The organism is Vibrio sp. MOR3, from assembly GCF_001557775.1.
Classification (GTDB): domain Bacteria; phylum Pseudomonadota; class Gammaproteobacteria; order Enterobacterales; family Vibrionaceae; genus Vibrio; species Vibrio jasicida.
Map to the genome: position 1 here is coordinate 354,534 of NZ_LNRD01000002.1, position 22,495 is coordinate 377,028.

At 43.7% G+C, this 22,495-nt stretch carries 21 protein-coding genes; 8 read left to right on the forward strand and 13 right to left on the reverse strand.

What is annotated here, in order from left to right:
• Positions 1 to 66 precede the first annotated feature (66 nt).
• From ATB76_RS06170 to rsuA, 3 genes are all read right to left on the reverse strand, one after another.
• Complete coding sequence (locus ATB76_RS06170) at positions 67 to 729, reverse strand: DUF2913 family protein (protein ID WP_038868724.1); 663 nt, start codon at positions 727 to 729, stop codon at positions 67 to 69.
• Positions 729 to 1,931: a Bcr/CflA family multidrug efflux MFS transporter gene (locus ATB76_RS06175; RefSeq protein WP_038868726.1), complete on the reverse strand. Its 1,203-nt coding sequence runs from the start codon at positions 1,929 to 1,931 to the stop codon at positions 729 to 731. The genes ATB76_RS06170 and ATB76_RS06175 overlap by 1 nt, the downstream gene beginning before the upstream one ends.
• 513 nt (positions 1,932 to 2,444) lie before the next feature.
• Positions 2,445 to 3,146 (reverse strand): 16S rRNA pseudouridine(516) synthase RsuA, encoded by a 702-nt coding sequence (gene rsuA / locus ATB76_RS06180; RefSeq protein ID WP_038868727.1) that lies wholly within the window; start codon positions 3,144 to 3,146, stop codon positions 2,445 to 2,447.
• A gap of 154 nt (positions 3,147 to 3,300) precedes the next feature.
• Between rsuA and ATB76_RS06185 the strand changes: the two genes are divergently transcribed.
• On the forward strand, positions 3,301 to 5,055 hold the full coding sequence (locus tag ATB76_RS06185) for a DEAD/DEAH box helicase (protein WP_061034881.1): 1,755 nt from the start codon (positions 3,301 to 3,303) through the stop codon (positions 5,053 to 5,055).
• Positions 5,056 to 5,117: 62 nt separating this feature from the next.
• Here the strand turns inward: ATB76_RS06185 and ATB76_RS06190 are convergent, their stop codons facing one another.
• The gene (locus ATB76_RS06190; protein WP_061034882.1) at positions 5,118 to 6,455 is read right to left on the reverse strand and encodes a GGDEF domain-containing protein; all 1,338 of its coding nucleotides are present in this window, start codon (positions 6,453 to 6,455) and stop codon (positions 5,118 to 5,120) included.
• 338 nt (positions 6,456 to 6,793) lie between these two features.
• On the opposite strand from ATB76_RS06190, the gene ATB76_RS06195 reads away from it, so the two are divergent.
• Genes ATB76_RS06195 through ATB76_RS06205 form a run of 3 tightly spaced genes read left to right on the forward strand, consistent with a single transcriptional unit; the run spans position 6,794 to position 9,249 of the window.
• Positions 6,794 to 7,222 (forward strand): hypothetical protein, encoded by a 429-nt coding sequence (locus tag ATB76_RS06195; protein WP_038874596.1) that lies wholly within the window; start codon positions 6,794 to 6,796, stop codon positions 7,220 to 7,222.
• 28 nt (positions 7,223 to 7,250) lie between these two features.
• The gene (locus ATB76_RS06200) at positions 7,251 to 7,910 is read left to right on the forward strand and encodes a response regulator transcription factor (protein WP_038868732.1); all 660 of its coding nucleotides are present in this window, start codon (positions 7,251 to 7,253) and stop codon (positions 7,908 to 7,910) included.
• Positions 7,900 to 9,249 (forward strand): ATP-binding protein, encoded by a 1,350-nt coding sequence (locus tag ATB76_RS06205; RefSeq protein ID WP_042604544.1) that lies wholly within the window; start codon positions 7,900 to 7,902, stop codon positions 9,247 to 9,249. Before ATB76_RS06200 ends, ATB76_RS06205 begins: the two co-directional genes overlap by 11 nt.
• Here the strand turns inward: ATB76_RS06205 and ATB76_RS06210 are convergent.
• Positions 9,246 to 10,607 carry an LssY C-terminal domain-containing protein gene (locus ATB76_RS06210; protein WP_061034883.1) on the reverse strand — a complete coding sequence of 454 codons (1,362 nt, stop codon included), beginning with the start codon at positions 10,605 to 10,607 and terminating at the stop codon, positions 9,246 to 9,248. The two genes, ATB76_RS06205 and ATB76_RS06210, sit on opposite strands and share 4 nt — an antisense overlap.
• A 14-nt stretch (positions 10,608 to 10,621) precedes the next feature.
• Positions 10,622 to 11,356: a glycosyltransferase gene (locus ATB76_RS06215; protein WP_061034884.1), complete on the reverse strand. Its 735-nt coding sequence runs from the start codon at positions 11,354 to 11,356 to the stop codon at positions 10,622 to 10,624.
• A 420-nt stretch (positions 11,357 to 11,776) separates the two neighbouring features.
• Between ATB76_RS06215 and rplY the strand changes: the two genes are divergently transcribed.
• Positions 11,777 to 12,055, forward strand: a complete 279-nt coding sequence (gene rplY / locus ATB76_RS06220) for a 50S ribosomal protein L25 (protein ID WP_038868737.1) — start codon at positions 11,777 to 11,779, stop codon at positions 12,053 to 12,055.
• A 204-nt stretch (positions 12,056 to 12,259) separates the two neighbouring features.
• Here rplY and ATB76_RS06225 read toward each other — a convergent pair whose 3' ends face one another.
• Both ATB76_RS06225 and ATB76_RS06230 read right to left on the reverse strand, forming a co-directional pair.
• The gene (locus tag ATB76_RS06225) at positions 12,260 to 12,775 is read right to left on the reverse strand and encodes a GNAT family N-acetyltransferase (protein ID WP_038868738.1); all 516 of its coding nucleotides are present in this window, start codon (positions 12,773 to 12,775) and stop codon (positions 12,260 to 12,262) included.
• A gap of 12 nt (positions 12,776 to 12,787) precedes the next feature.
• A complete protein-coding gene (locus ATB76_RS06230; protein ID WP_061034885.1) occupies positions 12,788 to 13,495 on the reverse strand; it encodes a GNAT family N-acetyltransferase in 708 nt (235 codons plus the stop codon).
• Positions 13,496 to 13,844: 349 nt separating this feature from the next.
• Here ATB76_RS06230 and ushA point away from each other — a divergent pair, with 349 nt between their 5' ends.
• The gene (gene ushA / locus ATB76_RS06235; protein WP_038868741.1) at positions 13,845 to 15,548 is read left to right on the forward strand and encodes a bifunctional UDP-sugar hydrolase/5'-nucleotidase UshA; all 1,704 of its coding nucleotides are present in this window, start codon (positions 13,845 to 13,847) and stop codon (positions 15,546 to 15,548) included.
• Positions 15,549 to 15,993: 445 nt separating this feature from the next.
• Positions 15,994 to 16,215, forward strand: coding sequence for a hypothetical protein (locus ATB76_RS06240; protein WP_038868743.1), 222 nt, complete (start codon positions 15,994 to 15,996; stop codon positions 16,213 to 16,215).
• A gap of 101 nt (positions 16,216 to 16,316) precedes the next feature.
• Here ATB76_RS06240 and ATB76_RS27100 read toward each other — a convergent pair whose 3' ends face one another.
• Positions 16,317 to 16,565 carry a DUF1289 domain-containing protein gene (locus ATB76_RS27100; RefSeq protein ID WP_080774337.1) on the reverse strand — a complete coding sequence of 83 codons (249 nt, stop codon included), beginning with the start codon at positions 16,563 to 16,565 and terminating at the stop codon, positions 16,317 to 16,319.
• Positions 16,566 to 16,785: 220 nt separating this feature from the next.
• On the opposite strand from ATB76_RS27100, the gene ATB76_RS06245 reads away from it, so the two are divergent.
• Positions 16,786 to 17,232: an META domain-containing protein gene (locus tag ATB76_RS06245; protein WP_061034886.1), complete on the forward strand. Its 447-nt coding sequence runs from the start codon at positions 16,786 to 16,788 to the stop codon at positions 17,230 to 17,232.
• An 81-nt stretch (positions 17,233 to 17,313) separates the two neighbouring features.
• Here the strand turns inward: ATB76_RS06245 and ATB76_RS06250 are convergent, their stop codons facing one another.
• From ATB76_RS06250 to ATB76_RS06270, 4 genes are all read right to left on the reverse strand, one after another.
• On the reverse strand, positions 17,314 to 18,804 hold the full coding sequence (locus ATB76_RS06250) for a SulP family inorganic anion transporter (RefSeq protein ID WP_061034887.1): 1,491 nt from the start codon (positions 18,802 to 18,804) through the stop codon (positions 17,314 to 17,316).
• Between the two features lie 327 nt (positions 18,805 to 19,131).
• Positions 19,132 to 19,800, reverse strand: coding sequence for a hypothetical protein (locus ATB76_RS06260; RefSeq protein WP_042601815.1), 669 nt, complete (start codon positions 19,798 to 19,800; stop codon positions 19,132 to 19,134).
• A gap of 167 nt (positions 19,801 to 19,967) precedes the next feature.
• The gene (locus tag ATB76_RS06265) at positions 19,968 to 20,564 is read right to left on the reverse strand and encodes a response regulator (RefSeq protein WP_038873562.1); all 597 of its coding nucleotides are present in this window, start codon (positions 20,562 to 20,564) and stop codon (positions 19,968 to 19,970) included.
• Entirely contained in the window at positions 20,554 to 22,359 is a 1,806-nt protein-coding gene (locus ATB76_RS06270) for a sensor histidine kinase (protein ID WP_061034888.1), read from the reverse strand. Before ATB76_RS06270 ends, ATB76_RS06265 begins: the two co-directional genes overlap by 11 nt.
• Positions 22,360 to 22,495: the final 136 nt, after the last annotated feature.

A 22,495-nucleotide genomic window follows, 5' to 3' on the forward strand; every position in this document is an offset into this window, starting at 1 on the left:
GATAAGTAACGTTTTTCGCTCACTTGTAGGTGAAGCTCGATTACTTATTGAGATGCTTAATACGGTCTAGTCTGCTTTAAATGACAACGGAATTTCCGCTAACTGGTTTCCTTCATTCGCAGGGAAGATCAGGTATTCACCGTGGTACTTCACCATTGACTTGTAATCGGTCACCTTGTGGACCATGTAGCCAGCTTGCGTTGCTTTCTCGACAAATTCAGCGTGGTTACCGCGAACAAACCAACTCATCGGTTTAGCAAGCACTTCACCATCAAAACAGCTTTCACATTGGTCTGCACAAAGCGCCAGAGAGTTTTGACCCTCAGTGAAGATTTGTACTTTACCACAACCAATCAGTTGCTCAGAAGTCGACACTTCCCACTGAGCTTGCTCCATAAGATCCAAAAACGCTTCAATGTCTGAATCTTTGATCACTTTCTGTTCCTCGCCTTCTGGGAAGAATTGTGCGTAATAAGCAGAAATACGTTTGAAGATAAACAGCAAGCCAGCATCGTTCCCTTTTGAACGACCCGCTTTTTGCCAACGCGTTAAATCATCCCCAACAGTGCGACCGAAACGCTGTGATTTTAGCGCTTTGGTCACCCAACGAACCAAGTAATGATTGTTAGCAACTGGCGCATTCGCCAATTTACCTGAACGATGTTCCTGATCCAGTTCTTCCAGAGCAGAATTAACCAAGTGTTGAATTTCTTTGGTGTAATTAGACATTACGCCTTTCTTCCTAAAGTCCAATAAAACAGTGCAGACAGCACTGAACAAGCAAACATAACGATGATCATCGGCCATGCAACACCGCTCGGCATTGCAGCAACCAGCGCACCAATAAGTGAACCAGTACCAAAACGCAAGGTGCCAGCAAGTGAAGATGCTGTACCAGCCATGGTTGGGTAACCACTCAACAACAACGCCATTGAGTTACTACCAATCGTAGACAAGGTACCAATAAACAGCACGACAAATGGCACCATACCCCACAAACCAAGGTTGAACATCCAACCAACAAACAGACCAATACCCGCGGTTAATTGCACAGCTAAACCAAAACGAAGCATGGTATGAGAGCCAACTTTTTTCACCAAACGACCGTTGATGCTGGTCATGATGATCATCGCCACGATGTTCAAACCAAATAGATAACCAAATTGGTCCGGTCGAACACCATACAAATCTATATAGATAAATGAACCCGCCGTCAGGAATGCAAACATACCTGAGAACGAGAACGCCCCAGAAAGCATTAAACCTAATGCTTCAGGATTTGAACACAAGCGTGCATAGTTGCGAATTGTTGTTCGGAATCTTAATGGCTGACGGTTTTCTGGTTTTAGCGTTTCCGGAATCATCCATAACACCAGCAAAATCACTACGACAGCAAAGATAGCCAATACCCAGAAGATAGAGCGCCAACCGAACCAAATCGCTAAGTGACCACCGATCATAGGCGCAACAAGCGGCGCAATAGTGATAACTAGGGTCACAAACGACATTGCACGTGCAAAGTCTTCACGGTCAAACATATCGCGAACGACAGCTTGGATGATCACGGCAGCAGCTGCTCCTGCAAAACCTTGTGCAGTACGTACATACGTCAGAGCATCAATACCATTTGTAGTTGCACTAACTACCGCCGCCAAACCAAAAAAGAACACACCTAAAATGAGTACAGGTCGGCGACCATAGCTATCAGCTAGCGGTCCATGAAGCAACTGGCCTAACGCAAAGCCTGCGGTGTACGCCGTTAACGTAATTTGCACTGCCCCTGCTGTCACGCCTAGATCTTTCGCGATAGTAGGCATAGCTGGCAGATACATATCGATAGCAAGCGGGGTTAATGCACCGATTGCACCGAGAACAAGAAACAATAAAAAACTGATTTGTGACTGGGGAGCACTTTGGGCTTTTTCTGTCATTGATTTACCTCTTGTTGTGGTCCTCCCATCAACATTCCACATTGATTGAGACAGATGAGTGACACTTCTCGAACACTGGCTTCATAACAGAGTTACAAAAAACAGTGCGTAGTATCCATACTATTGAGAAATACAGATGCTCAAGTACTTTTTCACTTTTTTAGTGTCACTTGAGCATTACTGACGAAAGTATACCAAGGCGGTCTTGACTAACTCGACGCTTAAACCTGCATGATGATTATGCGCAGCGACAATATAACCGAGCTAAAACGAAGAGGCGGTGAAGTTAACACCGTCTGTACTTATCGTCAGTAAGGACCAACAAGAGAAAAGGTTTTTCTCAGATTAAATACAGTTCAGCCTGCGTTTACGAGCAGCGAATACATGACTGGTTCAGTCATTAACACAAATTTGGTAGGAAACCCCATTCTGAGTGATTTCCTACCAAAACACTAGTTCCTATCGAGAACTAAACAATTTCCCAGAACAGCGATTATTTCCAGTCAGAAAGAATTACTTTAATACCGATTCGACTTCTTCTTCGGTTAACACACGGTAATCACCGGGCTCTAGAGCTTCATCCAATACGATAGAACCGATACGCTCACGGTGAAGGTGTTCAACCTTATTGCCAAGAGCAGCAAACATGCGCTTCACTTGATGGTACTTGCCTTCGACAATCGTCAATAGCACTTCGTTTTCGGCTTCGTTCACGATTTCCAAGTGTGCTGGTAATGTCGGTTCACGTTCATTGCGAAGTTCTATCCCTTGGGCAAACTTCTCCACGTAGTCTGGCTCAATCGCATCCACCAACCAAACACGATAGGTTTTCTCACACTTGTGTTTAGGTGAAGTAATACGATGAGACCATTGGCCATCGTCAGTGATCAAAACTAATCCTGTCGTATCGACATCCAAACGACCAGCAAAGTGCAAGTTCTCTACTTTCGGCTCATCGAGCAGAACGAAAGCGGTCGGGTTATGCCCGTCTTCATGCGAACAAACAAAGTCCGCAGGCTTGTATAGCATGATGTAACGTGGGCCAGGTTTACCAACGTCACGACCATCCCACTGGACGACACCACCTTCTGGTACTTTAAAAGAACCACTTTTTTGTACTTCACCATTGATGGTTACTTCGCCACTTTTGATGATCTTTGTTGCCTGCTTGCGAGTCGCACCCAGAGCATCACACAAATATTTATCTAAACGCATGAATACCTCATTGAATTATACCCAAATGACCTCTGCCCAAGCCCATTTAAGCTAACAATCGGTAAGTAAAACCGCACTCAAAAGTCACTTGGGTATAAAAGTCGGGTATTATAGCGATCCTAATTAGAATAGTTGAGCAATTTCACAGATTTTCATGTACACCCTTCGCCCTTACCAAGCCGACTCTGTAAAAGCGGTGATTCATTATTTTCGCAAACACACCACACCAGCGGTCATTGTACTACCAACAGGTGCCGGTAAGAGTTTGGTTATTGCAGAACTGGCGAGACTCGCCAAGGGACGCGTATTAGTGCTCGCACACGTTAAAGAGTTGGTGGAACAAAACCACGCCAAGTATGAAGGCTACGATTTAAAAGGCTCAGTTTTTTCGGCGGGTTTAGGCAGAAAAGAAACCGATCAACAGGTGGTATTCGCATCCGTTCAATCAGTCGTACGCAATTTAGATTCATTCAAAAACCAATTTTCCTTGCTGGTCATTGATGAATGCCACCGCGTACCCGATGATAAAGACAGCAGCTACCAAAAAGTCATCACTCACCTAAGAGAGCTCAATCCAGGTATCAAGGTCCTTGGCTTAACCGCAACGCCATATCGTCTTGGGATGGGGTGGATTTACCAATACCACACTCGCGGACAAGTTCGTACCGAAGAACCTCGTTTTTTCCGTGATTGTATCTTCGAACTACCTATTCGTTATTTATTGGATGAAAACTTCTTAACACCTGCACGCATGATGGATGCACCAGTACTGTCCTACGACTTCTCGCAGCTTAAGCCAGCCAGTACTGGACGATACAAAGAAGCCGAAATGGATATGGTGATCGACAAAGCCAAACGCGCCACGCCACAAATCGTTGAACAGATCATTCAATACGCCAAAGAACGTCAAGGTGTGATGGTATTTGCTGCGACGGTACGACACGCTCAAGAAATTCATGGTTTATTACCTGAAGGGGAAACATCCATTGTGATTGGTGATACACCAACTCCAGAGCGAGATGCGATCATTCAGTCGTTTAAAAACCGTGAGATTAAATACCTAGTTAACGTCTCCGTTTTAACCACAGGCTTCGATGCACCGCATGTTGATTTGATCGCGATTCTACGGCCCACGGAATCAGTCAGCTTGTATCAGCAAATTGTTGGTCGTGGTCTGCGTTTATCAGAAGGCAAAACCGAATGTTTAGTGCTCGATTATGCCGGTAACAGCTATGACTTATACCAACCAGAAGTGGGCGACCCAAAGCCAGACTCCACCAGCGAGATCATCACTATTCCCTGCCCTGCTTGCGGGTTCAACAATAACTTTTGGGGCAAGTTAGACAGCAATGGTTTCTTGCTTGAGCACTTTGGCCGTCGCTGCCAAGGCTATTTTGAAGATGACGAAACCGGAGAACGCGAGCATTGTGGTTATCGGTTTAGAGCAAAATACTGCGGCGAATGTGGTGCAGATAATGACATTGCGGCGCGTATTTGCCATGAGTGCGACGCCACACTTGTCGATCCAGATAAAAAGCTAAAAGAAGCGTTGAACCTCAAAGACGCACTAATTTTTGAATGCACAGAAATGGACTTGTCCGTGTTCAAATCCAGTGATGGAAAGTCACAACTGAAAGTCACGTACTCTGGAGAGTCTTATCAAGGTGAAGGGAATGCATTGGTGCATGAGTTTTGGTCTTTAAACACCAAAAAGCAGAAGCAAACCTTTAGAGATCAATTTGTTCGCCCTCATTTAGCCGACAAGCATCGTCCATTTGAAGAGGCTTCCCCGACCAAAGTGGTCGCGAGTCAGCATCGCTTTCGCTTACCTCAATTTGTAATAGCGAGAAAGTCTGGTCGTTTTTGGAAGTTACGAGACAAGATTTTTGAAGACGAATTAAAGCAGTAATCGGCACATTATCGCGTCCAGATTGAATACAACGGCGCGACATGATTACTGAAAACTCTCGGTTATTTTGAGCGGTACATATCCCGGTCAGCGAGTTCGATAACGTCTATCAGGGATTCATTCCCTGTTGCTTTGGCCACACCTGTCGTTACTTTTACTTCTACATTATAACGATCTAAAGGCTTGGCAACGATGTTCTCCTTGAGTCGTAAAGCTAAGTTTTCCGCAGATTCTAAGGAACAAGAAGGAATCACCGCTACAAACTCATCTCCGCCCAAACGAATCAACCAATCGCTCTGACGGAACGTAGATTGCATCGTTCGAGCAATATGAATCAATGCCATGTCACCAGCATTGTGGCCATGGTTGTCATTGATCTCTTTAAACTTATCACCGTCAATCAAAATCACAGAGTAGTGGCCTTGTTTTATTACCTGCTCAAATTCTTCATCTTCAAACACCTTCCGGTTATGTAGAGACGTCAATTCATCTTTGCTGGCATTTTTTATTGCATGCGCTAAGTGGTTTTGATGCCTTATATTAGAGGAATACAATCGATGGTAGGTGCGCACCACCCCCCAAGCGACCAACAACACCCATAGATTATCGATCAGCACCTTTACTACCGGAAGCTGATAGATGACCACGCTCGTATTATCGAGAGGTAGCACTAATCCTCCAGTAAGGTCATAAAAAGGGTACTTATCATGCCCTATCGTGACATAGTAATGCCCATTTACTTTTTCTGATGTGAGGCTTTGACCATCTAAAAAATGGTAGTTCACATAAACTTCAACAACGACATCTCCCAAAATCTGACCATTTAAATAAACGGGACTGGAGATGCTGAATGCGGTTTCACCGGTTTCTGTGTTATTGAAGTTTTCCGAGAAGATGACGCGATCCGCTAAGTCTGAGTCGTGCATATTCAAAGTACAGGAACGAGTTTGACTACATAGCATGGGATCAAACATCGATGCGTCGATAGCAAGATCATCATTCGCTTTCGAGAAGATAAGTTTCTTTCCCTCATAAGAACGATAGTAGATATGAACGTTAGGTCGTTCTGTTAGTTCTCTATTGTAGCGAAACAAGTCATCTAGAGCAGAAAACGCGATGCGTTCATTTGGGGTTAATTCTGCATCGTGAAGAGATTTAACTCGTTGCGAGCTCTCTATTTGTTGTTGGGTAAAGTTTACATCGGATTGGTTCTTCAAATCAGACTCGATTCGTAGCCCAGTTAATATCGCGGTACTTTTATAAAGTTCCAGATAGTTCGCAATAGAGGCAAACTCTTTTTCGCTGCGATTGATCGCCCATACGCTCATCACTGAAACTACGACGATATAGAGGCAAAACGAAATCACTAATGAGTTTTTCGACAATTTAAAAAGAAGCATTCTTTATCCTAGAACTCCATGCATACACTATGAACTGCACCGAGCTATCCAATTAAAGTGCTCTATGATTTGTCCAGACCAATTATATGTAACATTTATATCAACAGCATATCGCGCGAAAAATATACATTTGTTGTGTTTTTGTTTATAGGCATGTTGCAAAACGCGAACCCGTCTTTTGCCTAATTAGTGTCAATTTTCTCTATAAGCTATTTAAATTACGGAATTTATATTTTTAACGGTTCGAGCGCAGAAAATTTTGCACCTAAATCCACATTCACTTTCCATTCATGTACAAGCGGATATAATTTTGCTAACTCTCCCAAAAAGGCTTTGCTATGTCTAAATCCTTCATTACACGCAAGCTACCCATGCTGTTAGGTTTAGTGCCACTTTTGTTGTCTGCGCCAAGCTTTGCGAATCATCACGATCACAGTGACCATCATGACGACAAAGATGGACACGCCATTGTTCGTGACGTTGAAAAACCGGGAACCAGAATTGAATTCGATGAAGATCAAGACGAAGTCTATCGCGCTGTGCAGAAAGGCTATATTCGCCCTTTCTCTGATATGTATGAAGCGGTGGAGAATGATCTTTATGGGCGTATTATTAAAGTAGAGTTGGAAGAAGATGACGATGAATGGGTTTACGAGCTAAAAATCCTATTCGATGACAGCGTGATCAAAGTGGAATACGATGCTGCTACGCTTGAAATGCTAGAAATCAAAGGTCGTAACTTCAATAAAGCGCTCAAACCGCAATAATCCATCAAACATAATAAGAAGAAAGAACATGAAAATACTTGTTGTCGAAGATGAACCTCGCCTAGGCGAACAAATTATCGAAACTTTAGAAAACAATGGTTGGGTACCTGAGTTATCTCAAGATGGCATTGATGCGCTTTATCGCGCGACGTCTGAAGAGTGGGATGTGATCGTGCTTGATTTAGGCCTGCCAAAACTGGACGGTTTAACAGTACTTAAGGGGATTCGAGATGAGAACATTAACACCCCTGTTGTCATACTCAGTGCACGTGACACCCTATCCCAACGCGTTGAAGGCTTAAACGCAGGCGCGGATGACTACTTAACAAAGCCATTTGAAATGATGGAGTTAACGGCTCGATTACGAGCTCAATTACGTCGAGCATCTGGTAATGCCTCCCCAGTAATGAAGATTGGGGATTTGAGCCTAGATACGCGTTCTTCGAAAGTTCTATGGCAAGGACAAGCGGTTAGCCTTACGGCATTGGAATACAAAGTGGTCGCGTATTTCATGCATAACCCAGAGAAGGTCATTTCGCGTACTGAGTTGGTGGAACACATTTACAAACAAGACTTTGACCGTGACTCCAACACCATCGAAGTTTTTATCGGTCGTATTCGTAAGAAAATCGCACCAAAGATCATTAAGACAGTACGTGGCTTGGGGTATCAGTTGAATGCCGAGTAAAAACAAACTGCCAATGCACGTTCTCAAGCGGCTAAGTATTAAAAGCCGCTTAGTGCTTGCAGCGGTGGTTTGGCTCACCGCAATGATCCTCGCTGCCGGCGTGACAATTCCAACTCAAGTTTATCATTACATGGTGGATGACACTCGTTCACAATTAAATGTCTTTATGGACGAAATAGCCGCTCAGCTTGAAGTTGACAGTAAGGGACAACTCTCTCTTTCTACTCAACTTTCCGACCCTCGCTTTAGTCGCCCTTACAGTGGTTTATACTGGAGCGCCTCCACAGAGACCAGCCTCGAACGCTCACGTTCACTTTGGGATAAAAAAATCACTTATAAGGGGCTCGATAAAAACGCGTTTGGTGCACGAGATGAAAAACTCATCACCATAAAGAAAACCCTTTATCTGCCCGACTATAACGGTCCTATCGATATCATCATTGGTGTTGATGAAGATCCAATTGAACACACTATTCAATCTCTCACCGGTCAATTGTGGATTATATTAGGCTTGCTATTCGCCGGCGTCTTAGCAGTTATCTTGCTTCAGATCGCTTGGTCATTGAGTCCCCTAACGAAGCTGCAAAGAGAGCTTGCCGAGCTCAAATCGGGCAACAAGAAGGGGCTGGAAGAAGAATATCCAAAAGAAATTTCACCTCTAATTTCCGATCTGAATGCCTTGCTCTTTCACTACCAAGAGCTACTTGAACGAGCGCGTAACCATGCGGGTAACTTATCTCACGCGTTAAAAACACCACTCTCCGTGTTAAAAAACGAAGTGCAGAGCTTAGCCCCTGAAACTCAAACGAGATTGAATGCACCGATTAGTCAGATTCAACAACATATTGATTACCATTTAGGCCGAGCTCGTATGGCCGGCTCTATGAACATCCTATCGGTAAAATCTAACCCATCAGAACGCGTTGATGCGATCTCTATGGCGTTCGATAAAGTGTATGCCGTAAGAGAAGTCACATTAATCAATGAACTTGATTCTGAGTTGAACGTTGCCGTTGAGAAAACGGATCTTGATGAAATGGTGGGTAATCTACTAGAGAATGGTTACAAATGGGCAGCGAGCATTATTCGTGTCCATTCTACGCAAGACAAAGACAACATTCACATCATCGTTGAGGATGATGGACCTGGTATCCCCGCCGAGCAGTTATGCCAGGTAATCAAACGTGGTTACCGATTGGATGAAACCACCCCTGGCTCAGGTTTAGGGCTGAATATTGTGAGTGAGATGGCCCACAGTTATCGTGGCCAGCTTGAGCTTTCACAAAGCAAAATGGGCGGTTTAAAAGCCACCCTTATTTTGCAAAAGAGTCGAGTTTAAATCACATCAGGTGATAACACTGAAATGGCACTTATCGATGTTTCATCGTTAGGTGCCATTTTTGTATCTGATTGCTGATTAGGCACATTTAAAGCAAGTGAAGGCTCGCTAATCAACAAGACATTCCCATCAGAGTAATAGTCATGTTGATTGTCCATCGCGACAGGTTGTGCCAACGAATACAATTCCCCTACTAAGGCTAAATGACTCATTTCGATTTGATTCGCCAAACGGTCTCTTTCACTGTCTACATTGGGATCAATCCGATGCAACACAGTCACAATACCGGAATAATGCGCTAACTTGAGTCCATCATCGTAACTTATCGCCCCAACCCAAACCGGTTGATTTGAGCTTGCCTCGTGCCCTGCTTGCCACCAGCGTATATGAGAGCGTTTAAGTAAGCTTCCGGGTTCTTGAAACGCCATCGCTTGTGGTTTGCCATTCCAAAACAAATCCGACACAGGTGGCAACTTTTGCTTCAATAAACTCAAATAATCAGAGAGCTCAATGTCGTTTCTTGAGAATGTTTGATTTTCTAGCCAACCGAGTTCTTGCATTAAGACTCTCGGTGATTCACCGACGTAGACCAAATTTACAGCCTGAGCGTCAAACACATTGGAACGTCCTGGGTACACTTTAAAACCGAGATCGTTAAACGCGATTGGTTGAATCTCAGTGGACTCGACTTGCTGAACATTATCGTCAGCAAGATAGAAAAAATGACCATAGTTTGCAGCAACCAAACACAACACTAATGCCGTCAGTGATTTGGTCCACTTGCGTGACCAGTTCTTTTTCCACGCAACAACGGTAAATGTCACAGCCACCAATACCGAAGCAATAAGAAGTTTATGTTCAATTAAGATTAACTTTAAGGAATCCAATGGCAACCAAGTTTGCAGACCTGCAGCAAGCAAATATCCAGCAACGACAAATTGCCCAACACCGAGTATCAAACCTATTGATGAACAGACGGTAAAGCGCTTCCAACTCACGTTCACTGAACCCGCCATAAATGGCACGACCCAAGCGACTGGGCCTAGTAGACGTGCAAAGATTAAAATGGCGTTACCACGCTTTTTCATCAGCAAACGACAACGGGCAATTGGGCGCTTCGTCTTAGCTTGCCAACGAATCAGCTTTCTCTGGGCTTTAGAGCCCGAACGTTTACCAATAAAGTAACTGAGTTGTTCACCAAGCCAACCACCAATGAGGACGGCGATTACGCCCCAGATGATGCCTTGGTGTAATTGATAGCCCGCGGCGAGCAAAAACGGCTCACCGGGAACAAAGAGATTTGGTCCAATCGTCGCATCTAGAAATGCCCCGAAGAACAGACTGATTGCTTCCAGCATACAGCCTCCAACGATTATGAGTGTTGATCTTTATAGTGACCGAATTTGTATTCCATTTCGTTGTTACGCATTTCCCCAAAGAAGAATCGACGTACATTCGCTTTGAAATAGGTCATGCCCATTTTAAAGAAACCATCTTGCTCCAAACGACGCGGATCGAATTCGAACATCATTGGTAAAAAGCGGAATCGCCATGTTTTTGAAGCGCGTTTCACGTAATCACAATCTTCGCAAAGCGTGATGGATTCATCAAAGCCGTTGATCTCTTTGTGGGCACGCTTGGTCGAGAAAATACACGCGCCAACAGCGGTTGGGAATGTGTACTGGGTAATGAACAAGCCTGTATTAAACAAGCCATAGCCAAGTTTGTGCGCCATTGGTAATTCCTTTGCCCCCATGTACACACCGGCCACTTCTAACTTCGCATCTTCTAACTTGCTCATTGCACGACTTAGAAAGTCGCTTGGCAAACGTACGTCTGCATCCAAGAAAAGAATGCGTTCGTATTTCGCCAACTCTGCCCCCGTGTTACGTCCTAAGCTGACACCACGAGTCTCCATTTGATGAACGGTAAGTTCCGGCAATGAGCTTTCGTAAGCTTGTGCAACTTCACGAGTCGAATCTTCGCTGTTCGAGTCCACCACAACCACTTCAAATTTCTTATGTGTTTGTTTAGTTAAATCTTCGAGTAGTCGACCAATACGTTTTTCTTCATTTAGGGTAATAATCACGATACTGACTGGGTTCATAATCCGCTCCATTGATGCTCTCGTTAAGTGTTGGGCCAAGAATAGAACCGAGTGGCTTAACGGTTACTGAGGTCAGCATTCATTTTGCGTTCATTTCGTTAATAACAGATGTCGATGATTATCCATTCACAAAAATGATACCTGTCGAGAAAGGGAAGAAAAATACAAGTAAAGGAAGGTAAATAGGTTAAAATCGCCTCAAAGTGAACAAAGTTTTATCTAAGCGATAAAACTTGCACTCTTACTATCCAAAGATTGCTGTCTTTTTATTGATTTGGGTGCATTTATGGTTGCTGAACCCAGAGCAGGATGATAGTATCCGCGCTCGCTTGAACAGTTCCTGTTTCAAGCTTTACCACGAACTCAAGGTCGCATTGTGGTTCGTGAAGTTTAATTTTTACTAATTTGAGAGTAAATACTATGAAATTCGAAGCAGTAGTACGTACTGAACTAGGTAAAGGTGCGAGCCGCCGCCTACGTCACGCTGGCAAATTCCCTGCAGTTGTATACGGCGGTGAAGCAGCAGCAGTTGCTATCGTTCTTAACCACGACGAGATCGTTAACCAAATGGACAAGCCTGAGTTCTACGAAGGTATCGTTCTAGTGATCGACGGCGCTGAAGTTAAAGTTAAGCCACAAGACGTTCAACGTCACGCGTTCAAGCCAAAAGTTGAGCACATGGACTTCATCCGTATCTAATTCCCTACCAAGGAATTAACGGATAAAATCCAAACCTTTTGCATAAAAAGATTATCGGACTTACCAACCGAGATATCTAAAAAATTCAAAACCCCGGAGCCTTACCATCTCCGGGGTTTTACTATATATGGCCGATGAAAATTCCCACGCAAACTCCAAACACAAGAGAGCCCCAAACATGGGAGCGCCATGGATTCGAACCAACTATGTTCGTGCGATGTACTTCACCAAAGTGAGGTCATTCAACACCATGCCCTCAATGACCTCTGCCTCCTCCTCTCCTGACCGCACAAAGCCACATTTTTTATAGAAGTTCAGCCCCTGTTGATTCGTATCCAACGCTTTAAGGCTGATTTGCATCACCGGTGTGGACAACAAACGCGTTTCTAGCTCATCAATCAATGCACTACCCGCTCCTTGCCCGTAGTAAAGAGGCGAAACATAACAACAAGTGACAACTGCTGTCTTATCCTCACTAGAATGGTTCGGTAGCTCGTAGCTGAGAAAACCTACTATCTCTTTACCCTTCTCTACCACAATCAAATTTGCCAATTGTTCTGTCATCACTCGTGTCCACATCTTTTCTCTGCGCTCAAGAGTAAACTGACAAATATAACTTTCAGGCATCAATCCTTTATAGGCGACTTGCCATGAATCGACATGAATCTTGGCGATAAGCCTAGCTTCGTCCCTTAGTGCGTTTCTTACTGTATATCCCATTGCGCGCCTTTCTTATAACTCTTGAGTAAACACTCTCTGACGACTGTATGCTTCAAATCCCAGTGATTGGCACAACATTATTGAAGGTGTATTTTCAATGTTTACTCGATACCTAACTTTACGCTGTCTTGCCTTCACCTCACGGACTAAGTGAGCAAGCAGCCGCTTCCCATACCCTTTCCCTCTCGCATATGGAGAAACCAATATGGACAAAGATTCAAACGGTTCCTTTCCCGGATAACAATATGACGCCAGTACCGCAACGAGCTTTTCATTGTCGAAGATGCCATAAAAGAAATGACTATCCAGCTCAAAGTCCGCTTTTTCTATATCCTCACTACTATTCTGGCTTAAAAAGAATTCAAGTAATGAAAGATCGGATTCGATAGTAAGCGGAATTATTTCGTCATCATTGTTGACGTTATCGTCATTAAATAAATAGTAGTCGACATCGTCATAATCACAGAAGAATTGCTTATTATTTAATTTCCGTTCGATCTCACTTGGTTGAAAATGTCTTATTTTATTCCATAGCTCTTCGGGACAGGATATAAACGTCGTTGCATCGGATTGGTATAAAAAAACCGCAGCCTGATCGGAGAACTTTTTCCAATATTCAGGGTCGTAAGAGTAACCGTTGTACATTTTATCGATGGCTGTGAACTGCTTCTGCCAAGAGCAATCGATTTCCGCTGTGAGCGCGGCTGATTTTTTGAGCATCCCTACCTCTCAACATGCTGTACAGAAAAATCTTAACTATATGTTTCGCATACATTATAAAAACATGAATCTGGTAAAATAATAATCAATCCTTGGTTCATATCTCGCCAAAATGCGTATTGATTCACACTAAGAAAACACATTCAATTGAGCTGCTCACAATTTTAATAAACCACTTCGCAAAAACCTTTCTAAATACGATTTCTGTTTATTTGTCGACATCCATTGCAGGCTTGTTATTTCCTTTATTCAACAAAACTATAAATAAGATATAGATCACTAAAGTTTCACACTAATTCCGTATATTTCACGCCGTAATAAAATCAAAATCACAAAGAAAGGATCCCTTATGAAGTTTTATAAATCCCTCTTGGTACTTTCTGTCGGTGCTGCGCTAGCTGGATGTGGCTCAGACAGCGACAACTCTCCAGTTACCTGTGAGACCGCAGACTCTTGTACTAAATTTACTGTTCTTCATACCAACGATAACCACGGTCGCTTTTGGCACAACAGCGACGGCGAGTACGGTATGGCAGCACGTAAAACACTTATCGAATCTATTCGTGCAGAAGTTGCTGAAAACGGTGGTGAGTCAATTCTGCTGTCTGGCGGTGACATCAACACAGGTGTACCAGAGTCAGACATGCAAGATGCCGTGCCAGACTTCGTAGGTATGAACCTTATTGGTTACGATGCAATGGCTGTCGGTAACCACGAATTTGATAACTCTCTAGACGTATTAGACATGCAGGCAGAGCTTGCTGACTTCCCGATGCTAGCTGCAAACATCTACAAGAAAGATGCAGACGGCAAAGTAACTGATGAACGTTACTTCGACCCTTACAAAGTATTCACGGTTAACGGTCTTAAAGTGGCGGTTATCGGTCTTACAACGAAAGACACTGCAAAACTGGTAAACCCAGACAATGTTGCGGATATCTACTTCGAAGATCCACAAGTTGAAATCCAAAAAGTACTTGCAGAAATCGAAGCAAACGAGAAAGTTGACCTAGTGTTCGCTACAACACACATGGGCCACTACCAAGATGGTCAACACGGCAGCGAAGCACCTGGCGATGTTCTACTTGCACGTTCTCTTGAAGAAGGTGAGCTGGACGCAATCATTGGTGGTCACTCTCAAAACCCAGTATGTATGGAACCTGGCACAAACAACTACGCTGACTTCAAACCAGGTGATGACTGTGCTCCAGACCAACAAAACGGTACTTACATCATGCAAGCGCATGAGTGGGGTAAATACGTAGGTCGTGCAGACTTCGAATTTTACGACGGTAAACTGCACCTAGCTAAATACGCACTAATCCCTGTAAACCTTCTTGATGACAACGATGAAGTGATCGGTGAGTACATCAAGCACGATGCAACAGTGAAGTCGATCCTTCTTCCTTACCAACAACAAGGTCAAGACTTGTTGGATGTTAAAGTTTCAGAAACTGACGGCAAACTTGAAGGCGACCGTGGCGTAGTTCGTTCAGAGCAAACTAACCTTGGCCACCTATTGGGTGAGGCATACCGCACTTATGAGCTAGTTAACGCTGACTTTGGTGTAATGAACTCAGGTGGTGTGCGTGACTCAATCCAGAAAGGCGATATCGCTTACCGCGATGTACTAACCGTACAACCTTTCGGTAACTTCGTAACCAAAGCAACGATGACCGGCCAAGAAGTTAAAGATTACCTAGACGTAGTTGCTACGAAATCTGCGGGCTCTGGTGCTTACGCTCAACTAGACAACATCACGCTATCTGTTGATTGTGACGCAAGCGATGTCACTATCACAGACATCAACGGTAAGGGCTTCAACCTAGCGGATACTTACACGTTCTCAGTGATCAGCTTCAGCGCGGCTGGCGGTGATGATTACCCAGTGATCGATGTTGAATCAACTCAAATGACAGATGCTTCTGTACTGCGTGAGTTCTTCGTTAAAAACCCTCAGATCTCTGCGGCAGACTTTGACAAGAATCTAGGCAATATCGAGTACTTCAGCAACGGTCAAGCTGTGAAAGGTTGTCCTGCTTCAGGTAGCTAAGCTACTAAGACCTTGTCTACACTTAGATGTTGACAGCTATTCGGTTGCATAACAATCGAAACAAAAGCGTGTCAGACTGACTCTAAGACCAACCGGAGCCCAAGTGGCTCCGGTTTTTTTATTGGTGCTAAATCCCTGAAAAAGCAGCCCCTTCATAAATCGTTCAAAAAATGTTCATTTGTGTTATTGACGCCCATGTGCGGGGCTTCTATGTTTGATAAGGTCTTTCAAATAAGCAGATTCATTGACTAACTTTCGCGATTCCTTTTTATTCGCGCAGCTAATGATTCTGAGAAAGATTTGAATGGCGTTACAAACACTGCTCTCAAACAATTTGTCTTTAGGACTTCAAACGACGGCGTTGTGTCTCCACGTGCACGCCAATGAGCAGCGATCTGGACGTCAATGTGTTCAAACTGCTGCCATCGAGTTCTGGAGGTCAAAAATGAAACGAGCCAGCAACAGCTACAGACTGCAACTGATTAAAGAAGTGGTAACTCGCAGAGAACGTGAAGCATGTACTGATCCCATGGCAAACTATATTCATCAACTAATGGATGAACTGCCAACCAGTCGATTAGAGGTGGAGCAAAACCACCGCTTTGCCGGAAGCCACTTTGACGAACAAGCAGGAGGCTGGGTCAGTGACCAATGGTCAATGAAATAACGCCAACCACTTTTTCAGAGGTGGAAAATGGATAGGAGCTTCCCGGCTCTTATGGATAAGTATCTCAGACTGGGCCGGGAATAGTTGAATCCCACTATCAACTAAAACAAGTCTTGCTGCGGTGATGATCCATCCTGTGGCGATTCTGCTTTTGCCTTCCCTGCCAATACCTTTCTTCTATAGCGTTGACGACATAGCTTGATCACGTGTAACTGTTGTGCAGGGGTAAAGCTTAGCCAATTAAACCGCTCTTCTCTCTTACGCATGCATCCCTTGCAATACCCTTTTTCGTCGGAAGTGCAAATTCCAACGCAAGGACTTGGGACGGTAAAAAACTCCAGTTGCTCCATGCTCAAACCGTTCTATCGTTAGCTTGTTTAAATCCAATACGTTAATAGTCGAATAACTGTAAGAAATTTCTAAGTTTTCGGTGAATATCAATACCGATAATGGGATCTCTGTTATAAAATACGCTGTGTTTAAAAACATACGAAACCATAACCGTATGCTGACAAAAACAGTGTTTTATTACCTATACTTACCACGTTTTCTAAAAACGGAGTCAATAAAATGAAGCTTAGCCTAAAAACGTTAGTAGCAGCAATCTCACTTCCAGTTCTGATGACTGCATGCGCTAGCAACGGTGATAATGTGAAAGAAATTACGGCTCAAGATCTACAGCGCCATAACTGGGAGCTGGTTCAAATCGATGGCAAAAACATTGCATCGGAAGAACAAAAGAAAGCCCCTCGCTTAGAAATTGGTGAAAACCTAACAGCGAACGGCAACGCAGGTTGTAACAACTTCTTCGGTCAAGCAGAACTGAAAGACAACCAACTGCGCATTGAGAAAATGGGTATGACCATGATGATGTGCGTAGGCGATCAAATGAAGATTGAAAAAGTAATGTCTGAAACGCTTTCTGATTGGAGCGACGTTACTCTGACTAACGACGGTCTAGTACTGAAAAACGCAGATCACGAACTAACGTTCACACTGCGTGACTGGGTAAACTAATCCCATATTCAGCTTCTAAGACAATACGTCTCTGAAATGATGAGTCTCTAAAAAAGCAGCCATTGGCTGCTTTTTTTGTTTCTAATGTCCGACAGATTGCTTCGCAAGCTTTTCAGGATCGTCATACACCGCATGACGGTCAATCATATCCAATGTGGCTTCGTTCATGCCTCTCACCGCGACAATCGCCCCTCCTTTTCGGAACTTCATGATGGCTTTATCAAGCGCAGATATTGCCGTGATATCCCAGAAATGCGCATCCGATAAATCAATCGTGATGTACTTAGTGGCATTACCGAAGTCAAACATATCCGTAAAGCTATACGCAGAAGCAAAGAAGATTTGCCCATGCACTTTATGAATGGTGTGGTCGTTATCTATGATCACCTCATCCGACACTTTCATTAGGGTTCGACTCTGGTTCACATAAAACACACACGCCAATAGCACTCCGACTAACACACCTATTGCTAAGTTATGCGTCGCAACAACCGCAATCACGGTTGAAAGCATCACAAGGTTTGTGGACAGACTGTGCTTACGCATTTCGGCAATCGAATTCCATGAAAATGTGCTGATAGAAACCATGATCATCACCGCTACCAACGCGGCCATCGGGATCTGTTTAAGGTAGTCACCCAAAAACACCACCATGATAAGTAGAAACACACCAGCGCATAACGTAGACAACCGCGTACGTCCACCAGACTGAATATTGATCATTGATTGGCCGATCATAGCGCAACCCGCCATACCACCAAACAACGACGAGACCATATTCGCAATCCCTTGTCCTTTACACTCATCATTATTTTCACTTTCCGTGTCTGTCAGCTCATCCACGATGGAAGCTGTCATCAATGACTCCAGCACACCAACAACAGAGAGTGCTAGTGAATAAGGGAAAATGATTTGGAGTGTTTCAAGGTTAAAAGGAATATCTGGGATCATAAAAACAGGGAGTGAATCAGGTAACTCTCCCATATCGCCTACTGTCCGAATATCAATATTGAACATTAGGGCAATCACAGTCACTGCGACGATACACACTAAAGGTGAAGGTAGCATTTTTCCTATTTTCGGAACATAAGGAAACATGTAGATGATGGCCAACCCTAATCCTGTCAGTGCGTAAACAGGCCAAGAAACATTGGTTAGTTCAGGCAGCTGCGCCATAAAAATTAAGATAGCCAACGCGTTTACAAACCCGGTCATGATCGACTTTGAGACGAAACGCATTAAATCCCCTAGCCTCAAATAACCGATCAACAGTTGAAGTACGCCAGCGAAAAATGAAGCGGCCAACAGATACTGTAAACCATGGTCTTTGACTAAGGTTGTCATCAACAGCGCCATTGCGCCCGTAGCCGCGGAAATCATTCCGGACCTTGAGCCTGTAAACGCAATCACGACACAGATGGAAAACGAGGCATATAGACCAACTTTAGGGTCTAATCCTGCGATAATAGAGAATGCAATAGCTTCTGGTATCAGTGCCAGCGCTACAACAACTCCTGATAAACAATCTCCTTTAACATTGTTGAACCAAGTATCTTTTGTAAATTTAAACATAAATCTCTCATAAACGTATTGCCTTAGTTGGTGCATTGCGCACGGTGAAGGGAGTGATGCAAACGCATCTGAGAGATCGTTCTAAGGCGGACTAATGAGCAAAAAGCACCTTCCTTTTCCTATTGATGGACCAAAAAATGAGGACAAACAACGAGAGTGCCCCCAAAAGAAGTGTGCTTTATATCACTATAAAAATCTAAATTGTAATAAATTTTTACAAAACAAAGTCAACAGTCCTACAAAGAGCCACAAAAAAACGCCTCACAAAGGAAGCGTTCTTATCATCTCTATGCCTTATAGGATAAGGGATTATCGTAACAACCGTTTTTAGAATGACTGCTGAGAGTACCTTTCTCCATCAAAGCCACTTAATTGCTCATAAGCTTTGGAAAGAATCGCAATACCGATAATCGTCACCAAGAAACTCAACAGACTCATTAAGAAAGGAAGCTGTAAAAACGCAAGTGGTGACATAGCCAAACCAAACAGAAGCGGCACTATAATCACAACGCTCATCATGTACCAAGTATGGCCTTTGGTAAGGTTCCAAGCGTAAGGGAAAGAAACACCTTTACCAATCGCGATGGCTGGAAAAACCAAGACTAATCGACAACACACCACGCTTAACGCTAATAATGCGATAGCTGCAAGGACAAGATTAATCATCGCGAAAATCGCAGCCACTGCGACCACCGCCACCGTCATGGCTAAGTAGTGGCCGATAAACCACATTTCGATTTTTCCAAACGTGAAACGTCCCCACTGAGGCACAGACTGAGGGCCTTTCAAAATGATGCTGTGAACGTTGATTGCAACGATTGCAGATAAAAGAGCCATCAAGATCTGAACAAGAATAGGAGCGACATCCCCTTGCGCTGAGTTCAAAACAAGATCCAGCATAAGAGAAAGGAGAATGGGTAACGCCGTTGCTTTCGCAATAGCCTGTTTATTTGCACTCAATGATGAAAAAGCGCTTTTAACGGTATCGACAAACATAGTTGGATTCTAATTAAGAGTAAGGTTTATTCTGGTTACTGATGTTATCTTCCAGATACTAAATGAGCAAACCTTTCCCTAATTATCATTGAGTTACCGTATTTACTTCGACCTAGATAGGTTCATTTATCCACAATTAAGCGCTTTGTTCACCGAATACGGCTTTGTTAGATTAAATGTCCAACTTTACGAATCAGTACAGCAAGGCTTTCCGCTTCGAGTTTCTTCATCACGTTGGAACGGTGTACTTCAATCGTTCGTAAGGAGACACACAACAAGTCCGCCATCTCTTGGTTTTTCATCCCTTTAACCACCAAGCCAAGCACTTCTCTTTCACGCTTAGTAAGATTCTGTAGAACTTGTTTTGCACCGAGCTTTTCACAGTTTTTGATCGACTGTTCCATAGCATCTTCAATCGCTAACACCAACGCATTGCCATCAACTGGCTTTTGGAAAAAATCGAGCGCACCATCTTTTAGCGCATCTACCGCCATAGGGATATCGCCGTGCCCAGTAAGATAGATAACACTGATTGGGCTAAATTGCTCATTCATGATTTGATGAACATCTTGTCCTCGCATCTCTGGCATACGACTATCAAGTAGCACACACCCTGCTGACGGTAAATCGGCTTCTTTTAGAAAATCCGGGCCACTACAGAACGCCTGAACCTCATAGCCATAGCTTTCTAACATGAACGCCATCGACTCTAATACGGGTTCTTCATCATCGACGATATAAAGGGGACAGAGGTTACGACTCATGACAAGTCTCCTGATACGGTAAAATAATGGTCACTTGGCAGCCAGTAGGCTCTATTGACCGAAAACGAATACTGCCTTGATGGGCATCGATAACATCACGACAAATCGCGAGTCCTAGTCCTAGGCCATTTTCTTTGGTGGTGTAGAACGCTTGATCCAGCGGAATATCTTGTTCTTCGATGCCAATACCGTTGTCCATGACATCTATGATGACCATTTCGTCACAAAAGCTTATGTGCAGGTCAACGTAGAGCTCCTTTCGCTTTGGCTCGTGACTCAAACACGCATCTTTTGCGTTGTTTAAGACGTTAAGGATGACTTGCTGCAACCCCGTTACGTCTGCAAAAATGGGTTGTACTTCACCTGAATACATCACCCCTAATTGAATGCGATGGCGTTGAAATTCATAATCCACCAGCTTCATTGACTCTTCGATGAGACTTGGAAGGTCAATCCATTTTTTTTCAATCGGAGTACGATGAATCAAGCTTCGTAAACGTTGAATGATGTCACTGGCAGAAGTCACTTGTTGCTGAATCTTATCCAAAATAGGCAACATCTCTTCGGGTGTTGTCCCTCGTTCCATGCGGACTTTCGCCCCTTGGCTGTAGTTCTTAATCGCAGCTAACGGCTGGTTAATCTCATGAGCAATGCTGCTGCCAAGCTCCCCAACAATAGTGATCCGCTGTGCGTGTTCAAGCATGCTGCTTTTGCGTCGTAAGTTATTCATGGTGGATTTTAGTTTTTCTTGGCTGCGTTGAAACTTCCATTCCAACCAAAAGTGGTAACCCGTCATAAGCAATAAGGTCAACAAAGATGCCATCGCTATCGCTTGGTTCTTACCCAACCATTCTTTGACCTTTTGTCCCCATGATTTCTGCAAAGGATGCATATCCAAATGCTTATAAACTTTATCTACATTGATACTCGGCGCAGGCAACATCCAACCTACATTATTCGCCGCTATTGCCGCAGGGTGCTCAGCAGGCATCGCAAATAGTGTTTGTGCGACCATTTGCCCGACATCAAAAGGCGTGCGTTCAGTCATTGCCATGGTCCAGTTTGGATAAAGAGGTGTACTGACTGCACAAATTGAATCGGCCGGACGCTTTTCGTTAAGTACTCTTAAACTATGCAGCTGGATACGGCCCTCTTTCGCCATATTTTCCAACGTACAAGCAGGAACAATCGCCACATCCAGATCATTTTTGATCACATCCAAAATCAATTGATCCGTTGGTGGACCAGTGAAATGGATTTTTTCAAAGAATGAAGAGTTGAAGTAACCCAACTTATCCAACTCATAACGCAGGGCAAGAAAACCACCAAAGGCTTTTTCAGACACAGCAGCGACATTGGCTTTATTGATGTCTCTAAGTGTTTTAAAGGGTGATTCTTCACGTACCACCACCACCGAAGCAATCGACTTATTTGGCAAGTCGCTGTAAGCGGTTTTTTGTGTGGCTAACCAATTAATAGGGTATTCACGAGCAAGCTTGGTCGCCTGCCCCGGGCTGGTCAAAATGAAGTCGAGCCAACCGTGCAGAAATGCGTCTTCCAGTTGGTCGAAATCGTAAGTATGTAAATTGAATTTGTATCCAGGGTTTTGCACCTCTAACCAATCCAAAGTCGGTTGCCAAGCTTCACGCGCATGGGCGTGTCCGCGCAGTGCTAAAACACCAACATCATAGTCTGTTCTGTGTGCTTTTTGTTCACTAGCAAACACAAAAGAGGTAAAGAAAAAGAAGAGAGCACAAATGAAAAGAGTTAACTTTTGAGAATAATTATCAATCACTTACGAGATACTACCAAAACACCGTTGTGGCACATTTTAGCACCACTCCCCCCTACTACTTTGTTGCTTTAGATCAATCCCACATCATTATTGTGGGAAACCACAATATCGCCATTTAAACGTTTTCCTCAGAATG

Excerpts from the sequence above, each read along its gene's own strand:
- ATB76_RS06170 (WP_038868724.1), bottom strand. The coding sequence starts at position 729 with ATGTCTAATTACACCAAAGAAATTCAACACTTGGTTAATTCTGCTCTG.
- ATB76_RS06175 (WP_038868726.1), bottom strand. The coding sequence starts at position 1,931 with ATGACAGAAAAAGCCCAAAGTGCTCCCCAGTCACAAATCAGTTTTTTA.
- rsuA (WP_038868727.1), bottom strand. The coding sequence starts at position 3,146 with ATGCGTTTAGATAAATATTTGTGTGATGCTCTGGGTGCGACTCGCAAG.
- ATB76_RS06185 (WP_061034881.1), top strand. The coding sequence starts at position 3,301 with ATGTACACCCTTCGCCCTTACCAAGCCGACTCTGTAAAAGCGGTGATT.
- ATB76_RS06190 (WP_061034882.1), bottom strand. The coding sequence starts at position 6,455 with ATGCTTCTTTTTAAATTGTCGAAAAACTCATTAGTGATTTCGTTTTGC.
- ATB76_RS06195 (WP_038874596.1), top strand. The coding sequence starts at position 6,794 with ATGTCTAAATCCTTCATTACACGCAAGCTACCCATGCTGTTAGGTTTA.
- ATB76_RS06200 (WP_038868732.1), top strand. The coding sequence starts at position 7,251 with ATGAAAATACTTGTTGTCGAAGATGAACCTCGCCTAGGCGAACAAATT.
- ATB76_RS06205 (WP_042604544.1), top strand. The coding sequence starts at position 7,900 with ATGCCGAGTAAAAACAAACTGCCAATGCACGTTCTCAAGCGGCTAAGT.
- ATB76_RS06210 (WP_061034883.1), bottom strand. The coding sequence starts at position 10,607 with ATGCTGGAAGCAATCAGTCTGTTCTTCGGGGCATTTCTAGATGCGACG.
- ATB76_RS06215 (WP_061034884.1), bottom strand. The coding sequence starts at position 11,356 with ATGAACCCAGTCAGTATCGTGATTATTACCCTAAATGAAGAAAAACGT.
- rplY (WP_038868737.1), top strand. The coding sequence starts at position 11,777 with ATGAAATTCGAAGCAGTAGTACGTACTGAACTAGGTAAAGGTGCGAGC.
- ATB76_RS06225 (WP_038868738.1), bottom strand. The coding sequence starts at position 12,775 with ATGGGATATACAGTAAGAAACGCACTAAGGGACGAAGCTAGGCTTATC.
- ATB76_RS06230 (WP_061034885.1), bottom strand. The coding sequence starts at position 13,495 with ATGCTCAAAAAATCAGCCGCGCTCACAGCGGAAATCGATTGCTCTTGG.
- ushA (WP_038868741.1), top strand. The coding sequence starts at position 13,845 with ATGAAGTTTTATAAATCCCTCTTGGTACTTTCTGTCGGTGCTGCGCTA.
- ATB76_RS06240 (WP_038868743.1), top strand. The coding sequence starts at position 15,994 with ATGAAACGAGCCAGCAACAGCTACAGACTGCAACTGATTAAAGAAGTG.
- ATB76_RS27100 (WP_080774337.1), bottom strand. The coding sequence starts at position 16,565 with ATGGAGCAACTGGAGTTTTTTACCGTCCCAAGTCCTTGCGTTGGAATT.
- ATB76_RS06245 (WP_061034886.1), top strand. The coding sequence starts at position 16,786 with ATGAAGCTTAGCCTAAAAACGTTAGTAGCAGCAATCTCACTTCCAGTT.
- ATB76_RS06250 (WP_061034887.1), bottom strand. The coding sequence starts at position 18,804 with ATGTTTAAATTTACAAAAGATACTTGGTTCAACAATGTTAAAGGAGAT.
- ATB76_RS06260 (WP_042601815.1), bottom strand. The coding sequence starts at position 19,800 with ATGTTTGTCGATACCGTTAAAAGCGCTTTTTCATCATTGAGTGCAAAT.
- ATB76_RS06265 (WP_038873562.1), bottom strand. The coding sequence starts at position 20,564 with ATGAGTCGTAACCTCTGTCCCCTTTATATCGTCGATGATGAAGAACCC.